The organism is Streptomyces sp. WZ.A104 (genome assembly GCF_002382885.1).
Lineage (GTDB): Bacteria > Actinomycetota > Actinomycetes > Streptomycetales > Streptomycetaceae > Streptomyces.
Genome location: NZ_NWVL01000011.1, coordinates 26,304 through 43,943, shown reverse-complemented (window position 1 = coordinate 43,943; position 17,640 = coordinate 26,304). Strand labels below are relative to the sequence as shown.

Here is a 17,640-nt window from a genome sequence, read left to right as displayed (position 1 = left end):
CACACACCGTGAGCGGAAACCGACCGGATCGCCGGGTACGAGGGACGGCCCCGGGGGTCGGCGGGGCGACGGCTGGCAGAATCGCGGCCGTGGCAGAAATCATCCAGCGCGACGGAACGTGGACGTTCGACGGGGAGACGGTACGCATCGTGCCGGGGGGAAAGGCGCATCCGCTCCGGCAGGCGCTGGGTGAGATGTCCGTGCCGATCCAGGCCGTGGCGGGCATCTCGTTCGAGCCGGACCGCAAGGGCGGGCGGCTGCGGCTGCGGCTGCGCGGCGGCGCCTGCCCGGTGCTGCGGGCCGCCGACGGCCGCCTCAAGGACGGCGCGGACCCCTATCTGCTGGCCGTGGAGAAGGACCGCACGGGCGTCGCGGAGTACTTCGTCGACGAGGTCCGCAACGCGCTGCTGATCGAGCAGGTCCCGGGCACCCCGGTGGACCGCTTCCTGCTGCCCGGCCCGGCGCTGCCGGTCTCCGGCGGGGGCGGCGACGGCACGGCGTCCTTCGACGGCGAGACCATACGGCTGACCTGGAACTGGAAGGCCGAGGAGTCCAAGACCTCGGCCGGACCCTCGTCCTTCCCGCTGACGCGGATCGCGGGGGTGCGCTGGCTGCCCGCGATCGGCCTGGAGTACGGCTACCTCCGCTTCGAGCCGACGGACAGCCCCTCCGCGGCGCCGCCGAAGCACGACCCGTACTCCCTGGAGCTGTGGGGGCTGTCGAAGAAGGAGTACACCGCGGTGGTGGTCGCGGCGGCGGTGCTGGCCCGGCTGCCCGGCGCCGACGCGGCGGTGGACGGGCCCGGGGCGGCCCCGGCCCTCACGAAGGCGGCCGCTCCCGCCGCTGACCACGACGCCCTGCTGCGGCGGCTACGGGAGCTGGGCGAGCTGCACCTGGCCGGAATCCTCACCGACGAGGAGTTCAGCACCGCGAAGCAGGCCGTTCTGCGCAGCATGTGACCCGATCCGGAGACCTTAAGTCGCCCCCCTGCCCGATTTCGGGCAGATTTCTTGCATAAGCGCGCTCCGACACGCAATATCGACGGGTGCTTGAACGCCGCTCGTCGCACGACGACCTCATCGATCACCTCGTCCGCTCCACCGCGCTCCAGCGCGGTGAGGCGGCCCGGGTGATCCTCGACGTGCTGGCGTACTTCGACGAGAGCACCGACGACTTCGTCCGGCGCCGCCACCGTGAACTGCAGTCCGGCGGCCTGGTCAACACGGAGATCTTCGAGCGGATCGCGGCCGAGCTGCCGCACCGCGCGGTGGCGCCGCCGGAGCTCTCGCTCCGCCAGCTGCGCCGCATCGTCTACGGCTGAGCGAGCCGGGCGCCCGTGCGCGGGGCGCCGAACACATGCGGGTACGGGAACGTGTACGTCGATGGAGGGGCAGAGAATCCATGTGCGGGATCGTCGGATATATCGGAAAGCGTGATGTGGCACCGCTGCTGCTGGAGGGTCTTCAGCGGCTGGAGTACCGGGGGTACGACTCCGCGGGCATCGTCATCACCGGCAAGGCCACGGCGGGCAAGCCGGGCGTACTGAAGATGGTCAAGGCCAAGGGCCGGGTCCGTGAGCTGGAGGCCAAGGTCCCCAAGCGGTTCGCGGGCACCGCCGGCATCGCGCACACCCGCTGGGCCACCCACGGCGCCCCGAGCGACGAGAACGCCCACCCGCACCTGGACGCGGAGAACAAGGTCGCCGTCGTCCACAACGGGATCATCGACAACGCCTCCGAGCTGCGCGCCAAGCTCGTCGCCGACGGGTTCGCCTTCCTCTCCGAGACCGACACCGAGGTCCTGACCCACCTCATCGCCCGGGCCCAGGCGGACACGCTGGAGGAGAAGGTCCGCGAGGCGCTGCGCTCGGTCGAGGGCACCTACGGCATCGCCGTGATGCACGCCGACTTCAACGACCGCATCGTGGTGGCCCGCAACGGCTCCCCGGTCGTCCTCGGCATCGGCGAGAAGGAGATGTTCGTCGCCTCCGACGTCGCCGCCCTGGTCGCCCACACCCGCCAGGTCGTCACCCTGGACGACGGCGAGATGGCCACCCTGAAGGCCGACGACTTCCGTACGTACACCACGGAGGGCTCGACCACGACGGCCACGCCGACGACCGTGGAGTGGGAGGCCGAGTCGTACGACATGGGCGGCCACGACACGTACATGCACAAGGAGATCTCCGAGCAGGCCGACGCCGTGGACCGCGTCCTGCGCGGCCGGATCGACGACCGGTTCTCCACCGTGCACCTGGGCGGCCTCAACCTGGACGCCCGCGAGGCGCGCGGGGTGCGCCGGATCAAGATCCTCGGCTGCGGCACCTCGTACCACGCGGGCCAGATCGGCGCCCAGCTGATCGAGGAGCTCGCCCGCATCCCCGCCGACGCCGAGCCGGCCTCCGAGTTCCGCTACCGCAACCCGGTCGTGGACCCCGACACCCTGTACATCGCGGTCTCCCAGTCGGGTGAGACGTACGACGTGCTGGCCGCCGTCCAGGAGCTGAAGCGCAAGGGCGCCCGGGTCCTCGGTGTGGTCAACGTGGTCGGCTCCGCGATCGCCCGGGAGGCCGACGGCGGTACGTACGTCCACGCGGGCCCGGAGGTCTGCGTGGTCTCCACCAAGTGCTTCACCAACACCGTGGTCGCCTTCGCGCTGCTGGCGCTGCACCTTGGCCGCATCCGGGACCTGTCGGTGGCCGACGGCAAGCGGATCATCGACGGGCTGCGGAAGCTGCCCGAGCAGATCAGCGAGATCCTCGCGAACGAGGACGAGATCAAGCGGCTGGCGGCGGAGTACGCGGACGCGAAGTCGATGATGTTCATCGGCCGGGTGCGCGGCTACCCGGTGGCCCGTGAGGCATCGCTGAAGCTGAAGGAGGTCTCGTACATCCACGCCGAGGCCTACCCGGCCTCCGAGCTGAAGCACGGCCCGCTCGCGCTGATCGAGCCCGCGATGCCGACCGTGGCGATCGTGCCGGACGACGACCTGCTGGAGAAGAACCGCGCCGCGATGGAGGAGATCAAGGCCCGCAGCGGCCGCATCCTCGCCGTCGCCCACCAGGTGCAGGAGAAGGCCGACCACACCATCGTCGTGCCGAAGAACGAGAACGAGCTGGACCCGATCCTCATGGGCATCCCGCTCCAGCTCTTCGCGTACCACACGGCGCTCGCGATGGGCCGCGACATCGACAAGCCGCGCAACCTGGCGAAGTCCGTGACGGTGGAGTAGTCGCCGGTACGTACGTGAGTGGGCCCCGCACGGTCGTGAGGACGGTGCGGGGCCCAACGCGTGCGTCGGCCAGGGCTTCTGGCTGGTGCTCAGGGAATGACGATGACGGGGCGCTGTGCGCGGCGGGCGAGGCGGCCCGCGACCGAGCCGAAGATCCGGCCGACGATGCCGTGCGTGGAGCCCACGACGATGGCGTCGGCGGCGTACTCCCGGCCGACCTCCTCCAGTTCGTGGCAGATGTCACCGCCGCGCTCGACCAGCACCCAGGGGACCTCGGAGAGGTAGTCCGCGCAGGCCAGCTCCAGGCCGAGGACCTCGGTGCGGTGGTCGGGGACGTCGACGAAGACAGGGGGCTCGCAGCCCGCCCAGACCGTCGTCGGGAGCCGGTTGGCGACATGGACGATGATCAGGCCCGAGCCCGACCGTCCGGCCATACCGATGGCGTACGCCAGGGCCCGCTCACTGGATGTGGAGCCGTCGAAGCCGACCACGACTCCGTGGCGGAAGGCGGGATCGCACGCATGGCGCGCTTCTTCGACCGGTCGCGTCTCCGACCCGGGGTCGGCTACCTGCTTGCGGTCTTTGGGTTCAGGGATTTCGTGACCGGCCATCGGTGTCTCGGCGAAGAGAGTCCTCATGAGGAGGGAGCGGTTTCGAGCGGTGCATCAGCTGGTGAGCCTGGTGGGTGAGCTCTGTCCGGGAATCATCTTCCCAATCCCCTACCCCCAAGGGTACGGCGTCACTCCTCCACTGCCCAGATGCCCGCAAAAGCGCGCGTGACGCTGGAGGGAGCATGCCCGAGGCTGTCCGGGATGGCAATGCCGGTTGTGTCGTACACGGGCCCCGGGGAGCCCGAACACCGTCGGCCGCCCCGTTTTTCCGGGCGGCTCCACAACCGCCCGGCGCACCCGACAGTGACCCCCGCACCCGGTCTCCGTTAGCCACACCGTCACCGAGTCACCACCCCAGGGAGCGATGCCGTGCCGACCCCCGTGCGACCCCCGTCCGAGCCGAGCCCTGCACCGGCGCACGACGCTGCGGGCGACGTGGTCCGCTGGGCCGTCTTCAGCTGCCTGCTCGTACCGGCGGTTCTCGTGGCCCACGGCACATCGGTCGGCAGTGCGGCGCTCTGGGCCCTCGGGCTCGCCTGCGTCACGACCGCCTGCCGAATCCTGCTGCGGAGGTCAGAGCGCACCCCGGCCCATGTGGGCGAGGGAGCGCATCGGCGCGGCCGCTAGACGGCGTTGTGCGCCGGGCGTGACCGGATCCAGCACACACAACCGATGGTTTTCAGCCAACTTCACCCAGGTGCCGAACCCTTAGCCGGATGGCCGGACAACCCACCGCCCACCAGGCAGGAAGAGACCGCGCGGTACGCTTTCACCCGACGCGGACGGGCCACGTTCGTGAGGGGCACTTCCCTGTGCGCTTCGCGAGTGAAACGCTTCGTGATCGAACGCTTCACGCCACGTTTCCTTATCGACATAGAGCTGGTGGGGGAAGGTGTCACGGCGGGACCACGCGACGCAGTAGATTCGATCTTGGAAATCGGAGACTGGGGACACGTGCAACACCGAGGGGAAACGTGCAGGAGCGACAGGCCCGTAAGGACCAGGGAGACGCGAACACCGAGGGGGGCTTAGCGTCATGAGCCAGGACTCCGCCGCCGCGACGGAGGCCGCACGCAAGCTGACCGGGCGGCGACGCCGGGAAGTCGTTGCCGTGCTGCTGTTCAGCGGCGGCCCTATCTTCGAGAGCTCCATCCCGCTCTCCGTTTTCGGAATCGACCGGCAGGACGCGGGAGTTCCCCGCTACCGCCTGCTGGTCTGCGGCGGCGAGGACGGACCGCTGCGCACAACGGGCGGACTCGAACTGACCACACCGTACGGCCTGGAGGCGATCAGCAGGGCAGGCACCGTGGTGGTGCCCGCCTGGCGGTCGATCACCTCGCCGCCGCCCGCCGAGGCACTGGACGCGCTGCGGCGCGCCCATGAGGAGGGCGCCCGCATCGTCGGTCTGTGCACGGGAGCCTTCGTGCTCGCGGCCGCCGGCCTGCTGGACGGACGGCCGGCCACCACACACTGGATGTACGCACCGACGCTGGCCAAGCGCTATCCGTCGGTGCACGTCGATCCGCGCGAACTCTTCGTGGACGACGGCGACGTACTCACCTCCGCCGGTACGGCGGCAGGTATCGATCTCTGCCTCCATATAGTCCGCACCGACCACGGCACGGAAGCTGCCGGGGCGCTCGCCCGCCGGCTCGTCGTGCCGCCGCGGCGCAGTGGCGGGCAGGAGCGCTACCTGGACAGGTCTTTACCGGAGGAGATCGGCTCCGACCCGCTCGCCGAGGTCGTGGCCTGGGCCCTGGAGCATCTGCACGAGCAGTTCGACGTGGAGACGCTCGCGGCGCGCGCCTATATGAGCAGACGGACCTTCGACCGCAGGTTCCGCTCGCTCACGGGGAGCGCACCGCTCCAGTGGCTGATCACCCAGCGGGTGCTTCAGGCACAGCGGCTGCTGGAGACCTCCGACTACTCGGTCGACGAGGTCGCGGGCCGCTGCGGCTTCCGCTCCCCGGTCGCGCTGCGCGGGCACTTCCGCCGCCAGCTCGGCTCCTCCCCCGCCGCGTACCGGGCCGCCTACCGGGCCCGTCGTCCGCAGGGGGTGGCGGAGAGTGCCGCGACGGTGGTCGAGACGATGGTGCCCAGCCAGGGGCCACCGTCCGGACGCCGGGGCGCGCCGGGGCCGTCAGCGCCCGTCGCGGTGGTGGCGGCGGTGGGCTCCGGGGAGCACTCCCTGCCGGGTCCCGACGCGTACGTTCCCGGTCGCCCGGCCCTGCCGGGACAGCGGAGTGCCCCGTAGGGTGGGGCGCATGAACGACCGCATGGTGTGGATCGACTGCGAGATGACCGGGCTCTCGTTGACGGACGACGCACTCATCGAGGTGGCCGCCCTGGTCACCGACTCGGAGCTGAACGTGCTCGGTGAAGGGGTGGACATCGTGATCCGCCCGCCGGACGCGGCCCTGGAGACCATGCCCGAGGTGGTGCGGCAGATGCACACCGCCTCGGGCCTCCTCGACGAGCTGGCCGGGGGCACCACCCTGGCCGACGCCGAGGAACAGGTCCTGGCATATGTCCGCGAGCATGTGAAGGAGCCGGGCAAGGCCCCGCTCTGCGGAAACTCGGTCGGCACCGACCGCGGTTTCCTCGCCCGGGACATGCGGGAGCTGGAGGGCTATCTCCACTACCGGATCGTGGATGTGTCCTCGGTCAAGGAGCTGGCCCGCCGCTGGTATCCCCGGGCGTATTTCAACAGCCCGGACAAGAGCGGCAACCACCGGGCACTCGCGGACATCCGTGAATCCATCGCGGAGCTCCGCTACTACCGGGAGGCGGTCTTCGTCCCGCAGCCCGGCCCGGACTCCGAGCGCGCCAAGGAGATCGCGGCGCGCCATGTGGTCCCGGCCACACCGTAGGAACGTGCTGGTCACGGGCGTAAACGCGCCCGTGGACCGGCTCCGGGAAACGGGGGCGCGAGCACCCTCCCGGACCCTGTACACTTTTTCTCGGCCGGTCGGAAACGACCGGACGACATGGTGGGTATAGCTCAGCTGGCAGAGCACCTGGTTGTGGTCCAGGATGTCGCGGGTTCAAGTCCCGTTACTCACCCTGCTGAGAGGGCCCCGGTCTTTGGACCGGGGCCCTTTCGCGTGCCGTGGAGCCGGGCCCGACGTCAGTCGGCCGCCGGTTCCCCCGTACGGGAGCGGCGGGAGCCCGGCAGCTCCAGGTGCGCGACGACCTGCGCGCGGAAGCACCCTTGACCATGTCGTGCAAGAGGCCCCCCATATGCGCCACCGCACGGAACGCACCCGGGCAGCTCGCCGCATGATGTGTGGTGCGTCACACATTCGCCGTACTCCGCGAAACACTAGCCGTCGGATCCGGGGGACGTGGAGGGCTCGTGAAATACGGAAGCCTCGCTTACCGTCACGAGCCTCGCCACTCCTCACGAGGAGTCGCGGACCACCAGCTCCGTGGGCAGTACGACCGTGGGGCGTTCGGCGCCCGGGGCGCGGCCCGCGATCTCGTCCAGGAGGAGCTGGGCCATGCGGCGGCCCATCTCCTCGATGGGCTGGCGGACGCTGGTGAGGGCCGGGTGCATATGGCGGGCGACCACCGAGTCGTCGAAGCCGATCAGGGCCACGTCCTCGGGGATGCGGCGGCCCGCCTCGCGCAGGACCTGGCGGGCCCCGGCCGCCATCACGTCGGAGGCGGCGAAGACCGCGTCGAGGGCGGGGCGGCGGGTGAGGAGTTCGCGCATCGCCCGCGCACCGCCCTCCTCCGTGAAGTCGGCGGGGGCGACCAGGTGCTCGTCGGGTGCCAGGCCGGCCTCGGAGACCGCGGCGCGGTAGCCGTCCAGGCGGCGCTGGGCCCCGTAGACCTCCAGGCGGCCGGTGATCGTGGCGACCTGGCGGCGGCCCCGGGAGACCAGGTGCTCGACGGCGGCGCGGGCACCCTCGAAGTTGTCCGAGTCGACCGAGGCGAGGGGTTCGGCGGCGTGCCGGGCGCCGCTGATCACGCACGGCATGCCCAGCTGTTCCAGCAGCTCGGGCAGGGGGTCGTCGGCGTGCACGGCGACCAGCAGGACGCCGTCGACGCGGTGGGCGGTCAGGTACTGGGCGAGGCGGCGGCGCTCGCGGTCGTTGCCGGCGAGGGTGAGGAGCAGCTGCATCTCGGTGTCGGCCAGGGCCGCTCCGACGCCCCGGACTATGGCGGAGAAGTACGGCTCCGCGAAGAACCGGGTCTCCGGCTCGGGCACCACGAGGGCGATGGCGTCGGTGCGGTTGCCCGCGAGGGCGCGGGCGGCCCGGTTGGGGACGTACCCCAGCTCGGCGACGGCCGCCTCGACCGCCTCCCGGGTCGCCTCGCTGACCCGGGGCGAGCCGTTGATGACCCGCGAGGCGGTGCCCCGGCCGACGCCGGCCCGGGCCGCCACCTCTTCGAGCGTGGGCCGCCCGCCGCTCCGTACTCGCGCTGCCGCCATGGCTGCCTCCCCGTTCCCGGTCAATTTCTCACAGCCGTAACGTCAATCCAAGTCCCGGATCGATCACCCCGGCGGGTGTGGCGGCCACGGTTTGGGAGCGCTCCCAGGCGGCTTTCGCTCACGCCTCCGGGAGCAGCGCGTGGCGGGCGATCACCTCGCTGTACCAGTGGGCGCTGGACTTGGGCGTACGGCGCTGGGTCGCGTAGTCGACGTACACCGCGCCGAAGCGCTTGGAGTAGCCGTAGCCCCATTCGAAGTTGTCCAGCAGGGACCAGAGGAAGTAGCCGCGTACGTCCGCCCCTTCGGCCACCGCCCGCCGCACCGCCGCCAGGTGGCCGTGCAGATAGGCGATCCGTTCGGGGTCGTGGACCCGGCCCTCCTCGTCCGGGTCGTCCGCGAAGGCCGCGCCGTTCTCGGTGACCATCAGCGGGAGGTCCGGGTGCTCGCGGGAGACGTCCATGAGGAGGCTGTACAGGCCGTCCGGGTCGACCGACCAGTTCATGGCGGTGCGCGGCCTGCCCTCGGCGAGATGGAAGGCGACATGCTCCGAGCCGGGCCACGGCGAGTGCTCGCTGCTTCCGTGGCCGTCGTTGCGGGTGTCCCCGGCCCCGGAGGCGGGGGTGGAGACGATGGTGGGGGTGTAGTAGTTGACGCCGAGCACGTCGAGCGGGCGGGCGATCGCGGAGAGGTCGCCCTCGTGGACCAGCTCACTCCAGTTCAGCAGGTGTTCGGTGTCGGCCAGCAGGTCGTCCGGGTACGCGCCCCTCAGCATCGGGCCGGTGAAGATCCGGTTGCCCACCGCGTCGATCCGGCGGGCCGCGTCCGCGTCCGCCTCACCGCCGGTCAGCGGGCGCACCTGGTGGAGGTTGAGGGTGACCGAGAGCTGCGCGGCAGCGGGGAGGTTCGCGCGCAGCGCCTCGGTCGCCCGGCCGTGGGCGAGGTTGAGGTGGTGGGCGGCCCGCAGCGCGGCGGCCGGTTCGGTGCGGCCCGGGGCGTGGACCCCGGAGCCGTAACCGAGGAAGGCCGAGCACCAGGGCTCGTTCAGCGTCGTCCACATCCCGACCCGGTCGCCGAGCGCCCGGGCCATGACGGCCGCGTAGTCCGCGAACCGTTCAGCCGTCGCACGCTCCGGCCAGCCGCCCGCGTCCTCCAGCTCCTGGGGCAGGTCCCAGTGGTAGAGGGTGGCGACGGGCGTGATGCCCGCCTCCAGCAGCTCGTCGACGAGCGAGCGGTAGAAGTCCAGGCCGCGTTCGACCGCCGGGCCGCGGCCGGTGGGCTGGACGCGGGACCAGGAGACGGAGAAGCGGTACGCCTTCAGCCCGAGCCGCTTCATCAGGGCGACGTCGTCGCGGTAGCGGTGGAAGTGGTCGGCGGCCACGTCTCCGGTGTCGCCGCCGAGCACCTTGCCGGGCGAGTGGCTGAAGGTGTCCCAGATGGACGGGGTGCGGCCGTTCTCGGTCACCGCCCCCTCCACCTGGTACGCGGCCGTGGCCGCGCCCCACAGGAAACCGGCCGGGAAGGGGGCCGTGGTGGCGGGGGCCTGCTGCGGGCCCGCGTCGGGTCGTACGAGTGTCATGGGGGAGCGCTCCCGGAAGGGTAGGGGGGTGAGGAGTGAGAGGTGTGGAGAGAGATGTGGAGTGAGAGGGAGGGCGGGGGGCTTCAGCCCTTGACCGCGCCTGACATGATCCCGCCGACGATCTTCTTGCCGAACACCACGAACACCACCAGCAGCGGCAGCGTGCTGATCAGCGCGCCCGCCATGACGATGGACTGGTCAGGGGTGTAGGAGGCGCTGAGCTGGCCGAGCGCCACCTGAAGGGTCGGGTTCTGCTGGTTGAGGGCGAGATAGGGCCAGAAGAAGTCGTTCCACGCCTGCACGAAGGTCAGCATCCCGAGCACCATCATCGCGGGGCGTGCCACCGGCAGCACCACGCTGCGCACGATGCGGAAGTTGTTCGCACCGTCGATCTTGGCCGCCTCGATCAGCTCATACGGCAGTGCCTCGATCAGGTACTGCCGCATGAAGAACACGCCGAACGCGCTCACCAGCGTCGGGAAGATCACCGATTCGAGCTGACCGCCCCAGCCGAGGCCCGACATCATCATGAAGAGCGGGACCACGCTGAGCTGCGGCGGGATGGTGAGGGTGGCGATCACCGCGGTCATCAGCCAGCCCCGGCCCCGGAAGCGCATCTTGGCGAACGCGTACCCGGCGAGTGTGCAGAAGAAGAGCGTGGCGGCCGTGATGGAGGCGGAGACGATGAAGCTGTTGACGATCGCCTTGCCGAGGTTCGCCTGCTCCCAGGCCGTCTGGAGGTTCTCCAGCAGCTTGCCGCCGGGCAGGAACGGCGGCGTGGAGGCGAGGACTTCGTCCTGGGTGCGGGAGGCCGCGACCAGGGTCCAGTAGAGCGGCAGCAGCGAGCCGAACCCGACGACGGCGAGCGCGAGGTAGGCGAAGGGGCCGCCCTTCAGCTGCTGGCCCGCCCCCATCCGGAAGCGGCGCGGGCGGGGCGGTCCGCCGCTCCTGGGGGCCGCCGCGAGCTGCCCGGGGGCGGTGCGTGTGGGGCTGGTCATGGTCATGGAAGCGCTCCCGGTCAGGCCGCGGAATCGGACGTGCGGACGTAGCGGCCGATGAGCCAGTTGACCGCGGCGACGAGGAGCAGGAGCGCGAGCATCGCCCAGGCCACGGCGGCCGCCGGGCCGAGATGCCCGAGGTTCCAGCCGTAGTTGTAGAGGTAGATGCTGAGCGTCTCGTACTGGTTCTCGTTGCCGCCGGTGGCGCCCAGCGCGCCGCCCTCCAGCAGCAGTGGCTCACCGAACAGCTGCATGGACCCGATGGTCGAGATGACGATGGTGAACAGGATCGTCGGCCGCAGCGAGGGAATGGTGACCTTGCGGAACTGCTGCCAGCGCGACGCGCCGTCCAACGAGGCCGCCTCGTAAAGGTCGTTGGGGACTGCTTGCATCGCGGCGAGGTAGATCAGCGCGTTGTAGCCGGTCCAGCGCCAGATCACGATGACCGCGATGGCGATCTTCGAAGTCCAGTGCCCGTTGGCCCAGTTGACCGGGTCGAAGCCGACGAGGCCGAACGCCCAGTTCAGCAGACCGCCGTCGGCCCGGAAGACCAGGGCGAAGACGAGGGCCGCCGAGGCGACGGACGTCGCGTACGGGGTGAGGATGACCGTGCGCCAGAACGTACTGGCGCGGAGGCGGTAGTTGAGCAGGTGCGCGAGGCCGAGCGCGACCAGGAGCTGCGGGACGGTGGAGATGACGCCGATCAGGAAGGTGTTGCTGACCGTGGTCCAGAACTCGGGGTCGTGCAGGATCGTGTCGAAGTTCTCCCAGCCGACCCACTCCATGGTGTCGAGGCCGGTCATCTCCACCCGGTGCAGGGCGATCCAGCCGGTGTACAGGAGCGGGTAGAGCCCGAAGGCCCCGAAGACGAGGAAGAACGGCGCGATGTACGCGTACGGGGAGGCCTTGTCGTCGAACCGCCACAGTCGGCTGCGCCACAACTGCCGCCGCTCGGGGTGAGGTTCGGGCGGTTCCTGCTGCGGGGCGCGGGGCGGCGGCACGTACGCGTCCCGGGCGGGGGTCGGGGTTGCCACGGGCGGGGGTCCTTCCCTGGAGTGACGGCGGGATGCCGGGGCGGGCGGGCCGGGGCGCGTGCCCCGGCCCGGGCGGTTCGGGTCAGCCGATGGCCTTGTCGACCGTCCGCACGGCCGCGTCCCAGGCCTTGTCCGGGCTGGTGCCGCGCTGCTCCATGTTGTTGATCTGCGTGGAGATGGAGTCCTTGATCACGCCGTCCTTCGGGCCGAGGACCGCCTCGGGGATGGACTTCGCACCGTCGGCGTAGATCTGGCCGATCGGCGCGTCGTTGAAGTACGGCAGGGTCGCGTTCTTCACGTCGGGCAGCTCGTAGGCGCCCTGGTTGGAGGGGAAGACCCCGATCGCCTTGAAGACGGCGGCCTGCTGCTCGGGGGCGGTCAGCCACTTGACGAGCTTGGCCGCCTCCTCCACGTTCTTCCCGGACTTCGGGACGGCGAGGAACGAGCCGCCCCAGTTGGCCGAGGTGGCACCGGGGGCGCTGGTGATGTCCCACGTGCCCTTGTTGGCGTCACCGGCGTACGTGGAGATCTGCCCGGCCATCCAGGCGGGGCAGACGACCGTGGCGACGGTGCCCTTGCGCAGGGCCGCCTGCCACTGGTCCTCGAACTGGGCCAGGCCCTGCGTCAGCTTCTTGGACGCGGCCTCGGCGGCGAGGTTCCAGCCCTTCCTGACGCCGGCGCTCTCCTTGTACACGGGCTCGCCGCTCGCGTCGTAGTACTGCTCGGGGCTGGAGCTGACCACGGCGTTGAACATGGCACTCGCGGAGTCCATGAAGTACGTGCCCTCGGGTGCCTTCTTCTTGTACCGCTCGCCGAGCGCGAGGAAGTCCTCCCAGCCGCCCTCGGTGAGCTTCGCGACCTCGGTGCGGTCGGTGGGCAGCCCGGCCTTCTCGAACAGATCCCGGTTGTAGCAGAGGGACATCGGACCGATGTCGGTGCCCGCGCCGATCACCGCGCCGCCGGGGGCGGTGGCCTGCTTCGCCTTCCACGACACCCACTGGCCGGTGTCGATCACCTTGGACAGGTCGGCGAAGGAGTCCGCCTTGGTGTCGACGATCTCCTTGATCCGGCCGACCTCGATGCCGTGGACGTCGGCGAGGCCGCTGCCGGAGTTCAGCTGCTGGAGGAGCTTGGGGTAGTAGTTCTTCTCCTCGGCGGTGGTGTCCTCCTTGACCGTGATCTTCGGGTTCAACTCGTGGTACTTCTCGAAGAGTCCGGCCTCCTTGTACCCGAACTGGCCGAAGTCGGCGACGGTCAGGGTGATGTTCCCGTCCGCGTCGGGCCCCTTGCCGGAGTCGGACGAGCCGCCGCATCCGGCGAGCAGGAGGGCGGTGACCGTCAGGCCAGCGGTGGCCACGATCGCGGTTCTACGGCGTCGGCCGGCGACGCTGCGGGTGATGCGCATTCCACTGCTCCTTGTTACGGGGAGTTCTGCGGGAAGTCCTGCTGGGGCTGGGAGTCCTACGGGAAGTCCTGCGGGGAGGAAGCGTGCGAGATCCTCTCCCGCTATCTGTGGGAGCGCTCCCATACATCGATGCCGGAAGGTTCCTGCCTCGAAGGGGTGGGTGTCAAGAGTTGAAGACGATTCCGTTGCCGGGGGATGTCGCGCACGCCGAAGCGCACCCCGGCCGGATGGGGGGGTGGAGTCCGGCCGGGGTGCGCGGGTGGGGGGCGTGGGTGGTCGGGGAGGTAGGGCGGGGGTGTGCGCGGGGTGGTACGGGGGTGGGCGCAGGGGGCGTACGAGGTTGGGTGCGGGGCTACTTGTACGCGGCGAACGCCTTCGTGAAGGCCAGTGGCTCCTGGTCGATCGAGCTGCACGTGGCGTCGGCGGCCGGCTTGGGGCCGCCCGGGCAGGCCTTGTCGCGGGTGCCGGACCACATCGCGAGGCGGCCGATGCCCTTCTGCTCGGCGAACTTCACCAGTTGCGTCGCGTCCTCGACGGTGAAGACCTCGGTGACGACGTCGTTCACGCCGATCATCGGGGTGACGGCGACGGCCTTCCACGCGGCGGCGTCCGAGAGCCCGAGAACTCCCCTGATCTGGGCCTGGGTGGCGGTCGCCGCCTGGATCGCGTACTCGCCCATGTCGTCGCTGTAGGCGGGCCCGTAGTCCATGGCCATGATGTTGACCGCGTCGACGCGGACACCGTTCTTCTTCGCGTCGGCGAGCAGGTCGATGCCCGGCCGGGTCAGACCCTCGGGCATCACGGGCAGCGTGAAGGCGACGTCCAGGTCGGGGTACTTCTTCTGGAGCTGGGCGATCGCCCGGGCGCGGCGGGTGTTGGCGGCCGCGTCGGGCAGGGCGGCGCCCTCGATGTCGAAGTCGACCTTGGTCAGGTCGTAGGCGTCGACGACCTTGCCGTACGCGGCGGCGAGATCGGCGGAGGAGGAGCAGTTCAGGGCCAGTTCGGCACCGGCCGCACCGCCGAAGGAGACCCGGACGTCGCCGCCCTTGCCCCTCAACGCGCCTATCTGCTTGGCCACTTGGTCGTCGCCGAGGCCGGTGACACCGCCCCACCGCGGGGCGCAGCCGCCGCCGGAGGTGATGAAGGCGAGGTGAAACTCCTGCACACCGGTCTTCGTGGCGGTGTCGAGGAGGTCGTAGGCCGGGTACAGCGAGGTGTCGATGTACGGGGCGAACCCGGCGGGGCCGGCCTCCCCACCGCCACCGGGGGTGCCGGTGGCGGTGGGGGTCGGCGTGGGGGGCGGAGTGGCCGGGGCCGTCGCGGTGGGGGACGCGGTGGGGTTGGCCGTCGGCGTGGGGGCGGTGGTCGGGGTGCTGGTCGGGCGGCCGCTGGGCGTGGGGGCCGGGCCGCCGCCCGCGGAGCAGGTGGCGCCGTTGATGAGGCAGGAGGCCGGGTCGCCCGCCGTGCCGGTGCCGGTGGCGGAGGCGACGAAGCCGACGGTGACGGTCTTGCCCGGGGCGAGCCCCTTGTCCCAGCTCGCGGGCTTCACGGTCACGTGGTCGCCCTTGACCGTGTGCTCGCCGTTCCAGAGGGAACTGATCGTCGTGCCGGCCGGGAGGTCGAACTCCAGGGTCCAGTCGGTGAGGGTCCTGTCGGTCTCGTTGGTGACCACGTACTGCCCGGTGTAGCCGCCGGTCCAGTCGCTGGTCCGGGTGTACGCGGCACCGACCGCGGCGGCCTGGGCCGTACCGGTGAGCGCGAACACCGTGCCACCGGCGATCGCCGCGGCGACGACCGCGCCGATCACCTTGGTACGGGTGCTCGCCGTGCGGCGGTGTGTACGGGAACCCATCACGTGCTGCCTGCCTCTGGTGTGCTGCGGATCGCTGAGCGGGGTTGCGGAGATGCGGGGATGTGGGGACGCGGAGCACGCTAGCGGCTGCGAAACGGGCAAAGGTGGCTTTACGGAAGGGAGTTGGCTTTCTTAGGGCGCGCTTAAGGAACGGATGGGTCCGGGTTAATACAGCGCCCGGGTCGGCGCACGGGAGGGACCGAGTCGACACACGGGAGGAGAGCGGGCGACGCAGGGGTGTGGCCGGGGGACTCAGGGCCGGGGAGCCGCGCCCGTCGTGGTCCGGAGCTCGCGCCGACGCTGGTGGCCGACCCGGCGGCCGTGGCCGCGGCGGCCGCGTTCGGGGCGGCTGCCGTGCAGAGCGATCCAGATCCGGACCTCCGTGCCGCCGAGCACGGAACGGCCGATGCGCAGGTCGCCGCCGGTGGACTCGGCGACCCGGCGCACGATGTCCAGGCCGAGCCCGGTGGAGCCGACCTCCCCGCCCTCCGTGTCGCGCCCGCTGGCGCCCCGGGCGAGGGCCGCCTCCGGGTCGGCGATGCCGGGGCCCGCGTCGGAGACGAGCACGATGACCGCGTCGCCGCTGTGGTGGACGTCGACCGCGAAGGCGGTGCCCTCGGGAGTGTGCCGGAAGACGTTGCCGAGCAACGCGTCGAGGGCGGCGGCCAGTTCGGGGCGGGCGACGGGGATGCGTACCGTACGGTCCACTCCCGCGAGGCGCACCTCGCGGCCCTCGTCCTCCGCCAGTGCCGACCAGAAGCCCATGCGTTCGCGGATCACTTCGGATGCGTCGCAGCCCGCGCCCGCGCCGGTCTGCACGCCCTGGGTCTGCGGGCGTTGCTCGCGGGCGGTGCGGATGATCGTGTCGACCTCGTGCTCCAGCTGCTGGACCGCCTCCCGGGTCTGTTCGGCCGCCGGACCCTCGCCGAGGGACGCGGCGTTCAGCCGGAGGACGGTGAGCGGGGTACGCAGCCGGTGCGAGAGGTCGGCGGCGAGCTCGCGCTCGTTGGCCAGGAGCTGGACGACCTGGTCGGCCATGGAGTTGAACGCGACGGCGGCGGAGCGAAGTTCGGCGGGGCCGTCCTCGGGGACCCGGGTGCCGAGGCGCCCCTCCCCCAGGTCGTGGGCGGCGCCCGCGAGGCGCTGGGCGGGCCGCACCATCCGTACGCCGAGCCGGTCGGCGACCGCGACCGAGCCGACGATCAGCGCGACGCCGACGCCCGCCAGTATGAGCCAGGCGGTGGCGACGCCGTTGGAGACCTCGCCCTCGGGGACGAACACCTCGACCACGGCGATGTCGCCGGTGCTCAGGGCTGTCGGCTGGAGGAGCGCGAAGCCGTCGGCGACCTCGGCGATGGAGGCCCGCCCGTCCGCCCGTACGGTCTCGATGTCCTTGGGGGCGGCGCGCCGGGTGCCGATGTCCAGGGGCCCGGCCCCGGCCCCGCCCTCGGCCCGGTCCCCGTCCGCCGCGTCGCCGGGGATATGGACGGCGAGGTGACCCCGGCCGCCGGGTTCGGTGGACAGGACGGCCCGGGTCAGCTCCTCGTGGTCGGTGGTGATGGTGAGCGTCGGAGCGATCGTGGCCGCCTGGCGTTCGGCGTCGGAGAACGCCCGGTCACTGGCCATCTCCCGGATGACGAGTCCCAGCGGTACGGCGAAGGCGATCACGACCATGGCGGTGACCGCCAGGCAGACCTTGACCAGGGCCCATCTCATGCGGGCGGCTCCGCGGCCGACGCACCGGCGTGCGTCGCGTCGGCCGGCGGCTGGAGTTTCACGCCGACGCCGCGCAGGGTGTGCAGATAGCGCGGGCGGGCTGCGGTCTCCCCGAGCTTGCGGCGCAGCCAGGACAGGTGGACGTCGATGGTCTGGTCGTCGCCGTAGGACTGCTGCCAGACCTCGGCCAGCAGCTCCTTGCGGGCGACGACCACGCCGGGCCGCCCGGCCAGGAAGGTCAGCAGGTCGAACTCTCGCCGGGTCAGGTCGAGTTCGGCCCCGTCCAGCTCGGCGCTGCGGCGCAGCGGGTCGATGGAGAGCCCGCCGACCCGGATGATCCTGGGCGGCGGCGCCTCCCCGCCCGTGGTCCGCGAGCGGCGCAGCACGGCGGCCATCCGGGCGGAGAGGTGTTCCACGGAGAACGGCTTGGTCAGGTAGTCGTCCGCGCCGTCGTTGAGCAGCCGGACGATCTCGTTCTCGTCGTCCCGCGCGGTGGCGATGATGACGGGCACGTCCGTGATGGAACGCAGCATCTTCAGCGCCTCGCGGCCGTCCAGATCGGGCAGTCCGAGGTCGAGGATGACCACGTCGAAGCGGAAGTGCGCGACCTCGCGCAGCGCTTCGAGCGCGGTGCCCACGCTCCGTACCGTGTGGGAGGCCTCACTGAGGTGCCGGATGAGGGCGGAACGTACGAACTGGTCGTCCTCGACCACGAGCACACTTGCCATGGGCGGCACCGTACGCCATGCGGACGGGCCCGGCCCCGTGGCCGCCGGAAA

The 17,640-nt window shown here is 71.1% G+C and carries 15 protein-coding genes and 1 tRNA gene; 7 read left to right on the top strand and 9 right to left on the bottom strand.

Annotated elements, in window-relative coordinates:
- The first annotated feature begins 89 nt into the window (after positions 1-89).
- From CIB93_RS08290 to glmS, 3 genes are all read left to right on the top strand, one after another.
- Positions 90-959, top strand: coding sequence for a DUF4429 domain-containing protein (locus CIB93_RS08290; RefSeq protein WP_096625604.1), 870 nt, complete (start codon positions 90-92; stop codon positions 957-959).
- 86 nt (positions 960-1,045) lie between these two features.
- On the top strand, positions 1,046-1,321 hold the full coding sequence (locus CIB93_RS08285) for a hypothetical protein (RefSeq protein ID WP_003968990.1): 276 nt from the start codon (positions 1,046-1,048) through the stop codon (positions 1,319-1,321).
- An 80-nt stretch (positions 1,322-1,401) separates the two neighbouring features.
- Positions 1,402-3,231, top strand: coding sequence for a glutamine--fructose-6-phosphate transaminase (isomerizing) (glmS, locus tag CIB93_RS08280; RefSeq protein WP_096625602.1), 1,830 nt, complete (start codon positions 1,402-1,404; stop codon positions 3,229-3,231).
- 89 nt (positions 3,232-3,320) lie between these two features.
- Here glmS and CIB93_RS08275 read toward each other — a convergent pair whose 3' ends face one another.
- Positions 3,321-3,842, bottom strand: a complete 522-nt coding sequence (locus tag CIB93_RS08275) for a universal stress protein (RefSeq protein ID WP_096625600.1) — start codon at positions 3,840-3,842, stop codon at positions 3,321-3,323.
- A 369-nt stretch (positions 3,843-4,211) separates the two neighbouring features.
- Between CIB93_RS08275 and CIB93_RS08270 the strand changes: the two genes are divergently transcribed.
- From CIB93_RS08270 to CIB93_RS08255, 4 genes are all read left to right on the top strand, one after another.
- Complete coding sequence (locus CIB93_RS08270; protein ID WP_373558723.1) at positions 4,212-4,469, top strand: hypothetical protein; 258 nt, start codon at positions 4,212-4,214, stop codon at positions 4,467-4,469.
- A gap of 409 nt (positions 4,470-4,878) precedes the next feature.
- Positions 4,879-6,096, top strand: coding sequence for a helix-turn-helix domain-containing protein (locus CIB93_RS08265; protein ID WP_096625598.1), 1,218 nt, complete (start codon positions 4,879-4,881; stop codon positions 6,094-6,096).
- A 10-nt stretch (positions 6,097-6,106) separates the two neighbouring features.
- The gene (gene orn, locus CIB93_RS08260) at positions 6,107-6,712 is read left to right on the top strand and encodes an oligoribonuclease (RefSeq protein ID WP_096625730.1); all 606 of its coding nucleotides are present in this window, start codon (positions 6,107-6,109) and stop codon (positions 6,710-6,712) included.
- Positions 6,713-6,832: 120 nt separating this feature from the next.
- Positions 6,833-6,905: transfer RNA gene (locus CIB93_RS08255), tRNA-His, on the top strand.
- 337 nt (positions 6,906-7,242) lie between these two features.
- Here the strand turns inward: CIB93_RS08255 and CIB93_RS08250 are convergent.
- The 8 genes from CIB93_RS08250 to CIB93_RS08215 all read right to left on the bottom strand — a co-directional run bounded on the left by CIB93_RS08250 (position 7,243) and on the right by CIB93_RS08215 (position 17,589).
- Complete coding sequence (locus CIB93_RS08250; protein ID WP_096625596.1) at positions 7,243-8,280, bottom strand: LacI family DNA-binding transcriptional regulator; 1,038 nt, start codon at positions 8,278-8,280, stop codon at positions 7,243-7,245.
- A gap of 118 nt (positions 8,281-8,398) precedes the next feature.
- Entirely contained in the window at positions 8,399-9,856 is a 1,458-nt protein-coding gene (locus CIB93_RS08245; protein ID WP_096625594.1) for a GH1 family beta-glucosidase, read from the bottom strand.
- Between the two features lie 83 nt (positions 9,857-9,939).
- On the bottom strand, positions 9,940-10,860 hold the full coding sequence (locus CIB93_RS08240; RefSeq protein ID WP_096625592.1) for a carbohydrate ABC transporter permease: 921 nt from the start codon (positions 10,858-10,860) through the stop codon (positions 9,940-9,942).
- Positions 10,861-10,874: 14 nt separating this feature from the next.
- Positions 10,875-11,888 carry a carbohydrate ABC transporter permease gene (locus CIB93_RS08235; RefSeq protein ID WP_096625590.1) on the bottom strand — a complete coding sequence of 338 codons (1,014 nt, stop codon included), beginning with the start codon at positions 11,886-11,888 and terminating at the stop codon, positions 10,875-10,877.
- A gap of 82 nt (positions 11,889-11,970) precedes the next feature.
- Positions 11,971-13,293 (bottom strand): ABC transporter substrate-binding protein, encoded by a 1,323-nt coding sequence (locus tag CIB93_RS08230; protein WP_096625588.1) that lies wholly within the window; start codon positions 13,291-13,293, stop codon positions 11,971-11,973.
- A 352-nt stretch (positions 13,294-13,645) separates the two neighbouring features.
- Positions 13,646-15,145 carry a cellulose binding domain-containing protein gene (locus CIB93_RS08225; RefSeq protein WP_096625586.1) on the bottom strand — a complete coding sequence of 500 codons (1,500 nt, stop codon included), beginning with the start codon at positions 15,143-15,145 and terminating at the stop codon, positions 13,646-13,648.
- Positions 15,146-15,397: 252 nt separating this feature from the next.
- Entirely contained in the window at positions 15,398-16,861 is a 1,464-nt protein-coding gene (locus CIB93_RS08220; protein ID WP_096625584.1) for a HAMP domain-containing sensor histidine kinase, read from the bottom strand.
- A complete protein-coding gene (locus CIB93_RS08215) occupies positions 16,858-17,589 on the bottom strand; it encodes a response regulator transcription factor (protein ID WP_096625582.1) in 732 nt (243 codons plus the stop codon). Before CIB93_RS08215 ends, CIB93_RS08220 begins: the two co-directional genes overlap by 4 nt.
- Positions 17,590-17,640 lie beyond the last annotated feature (51 nt).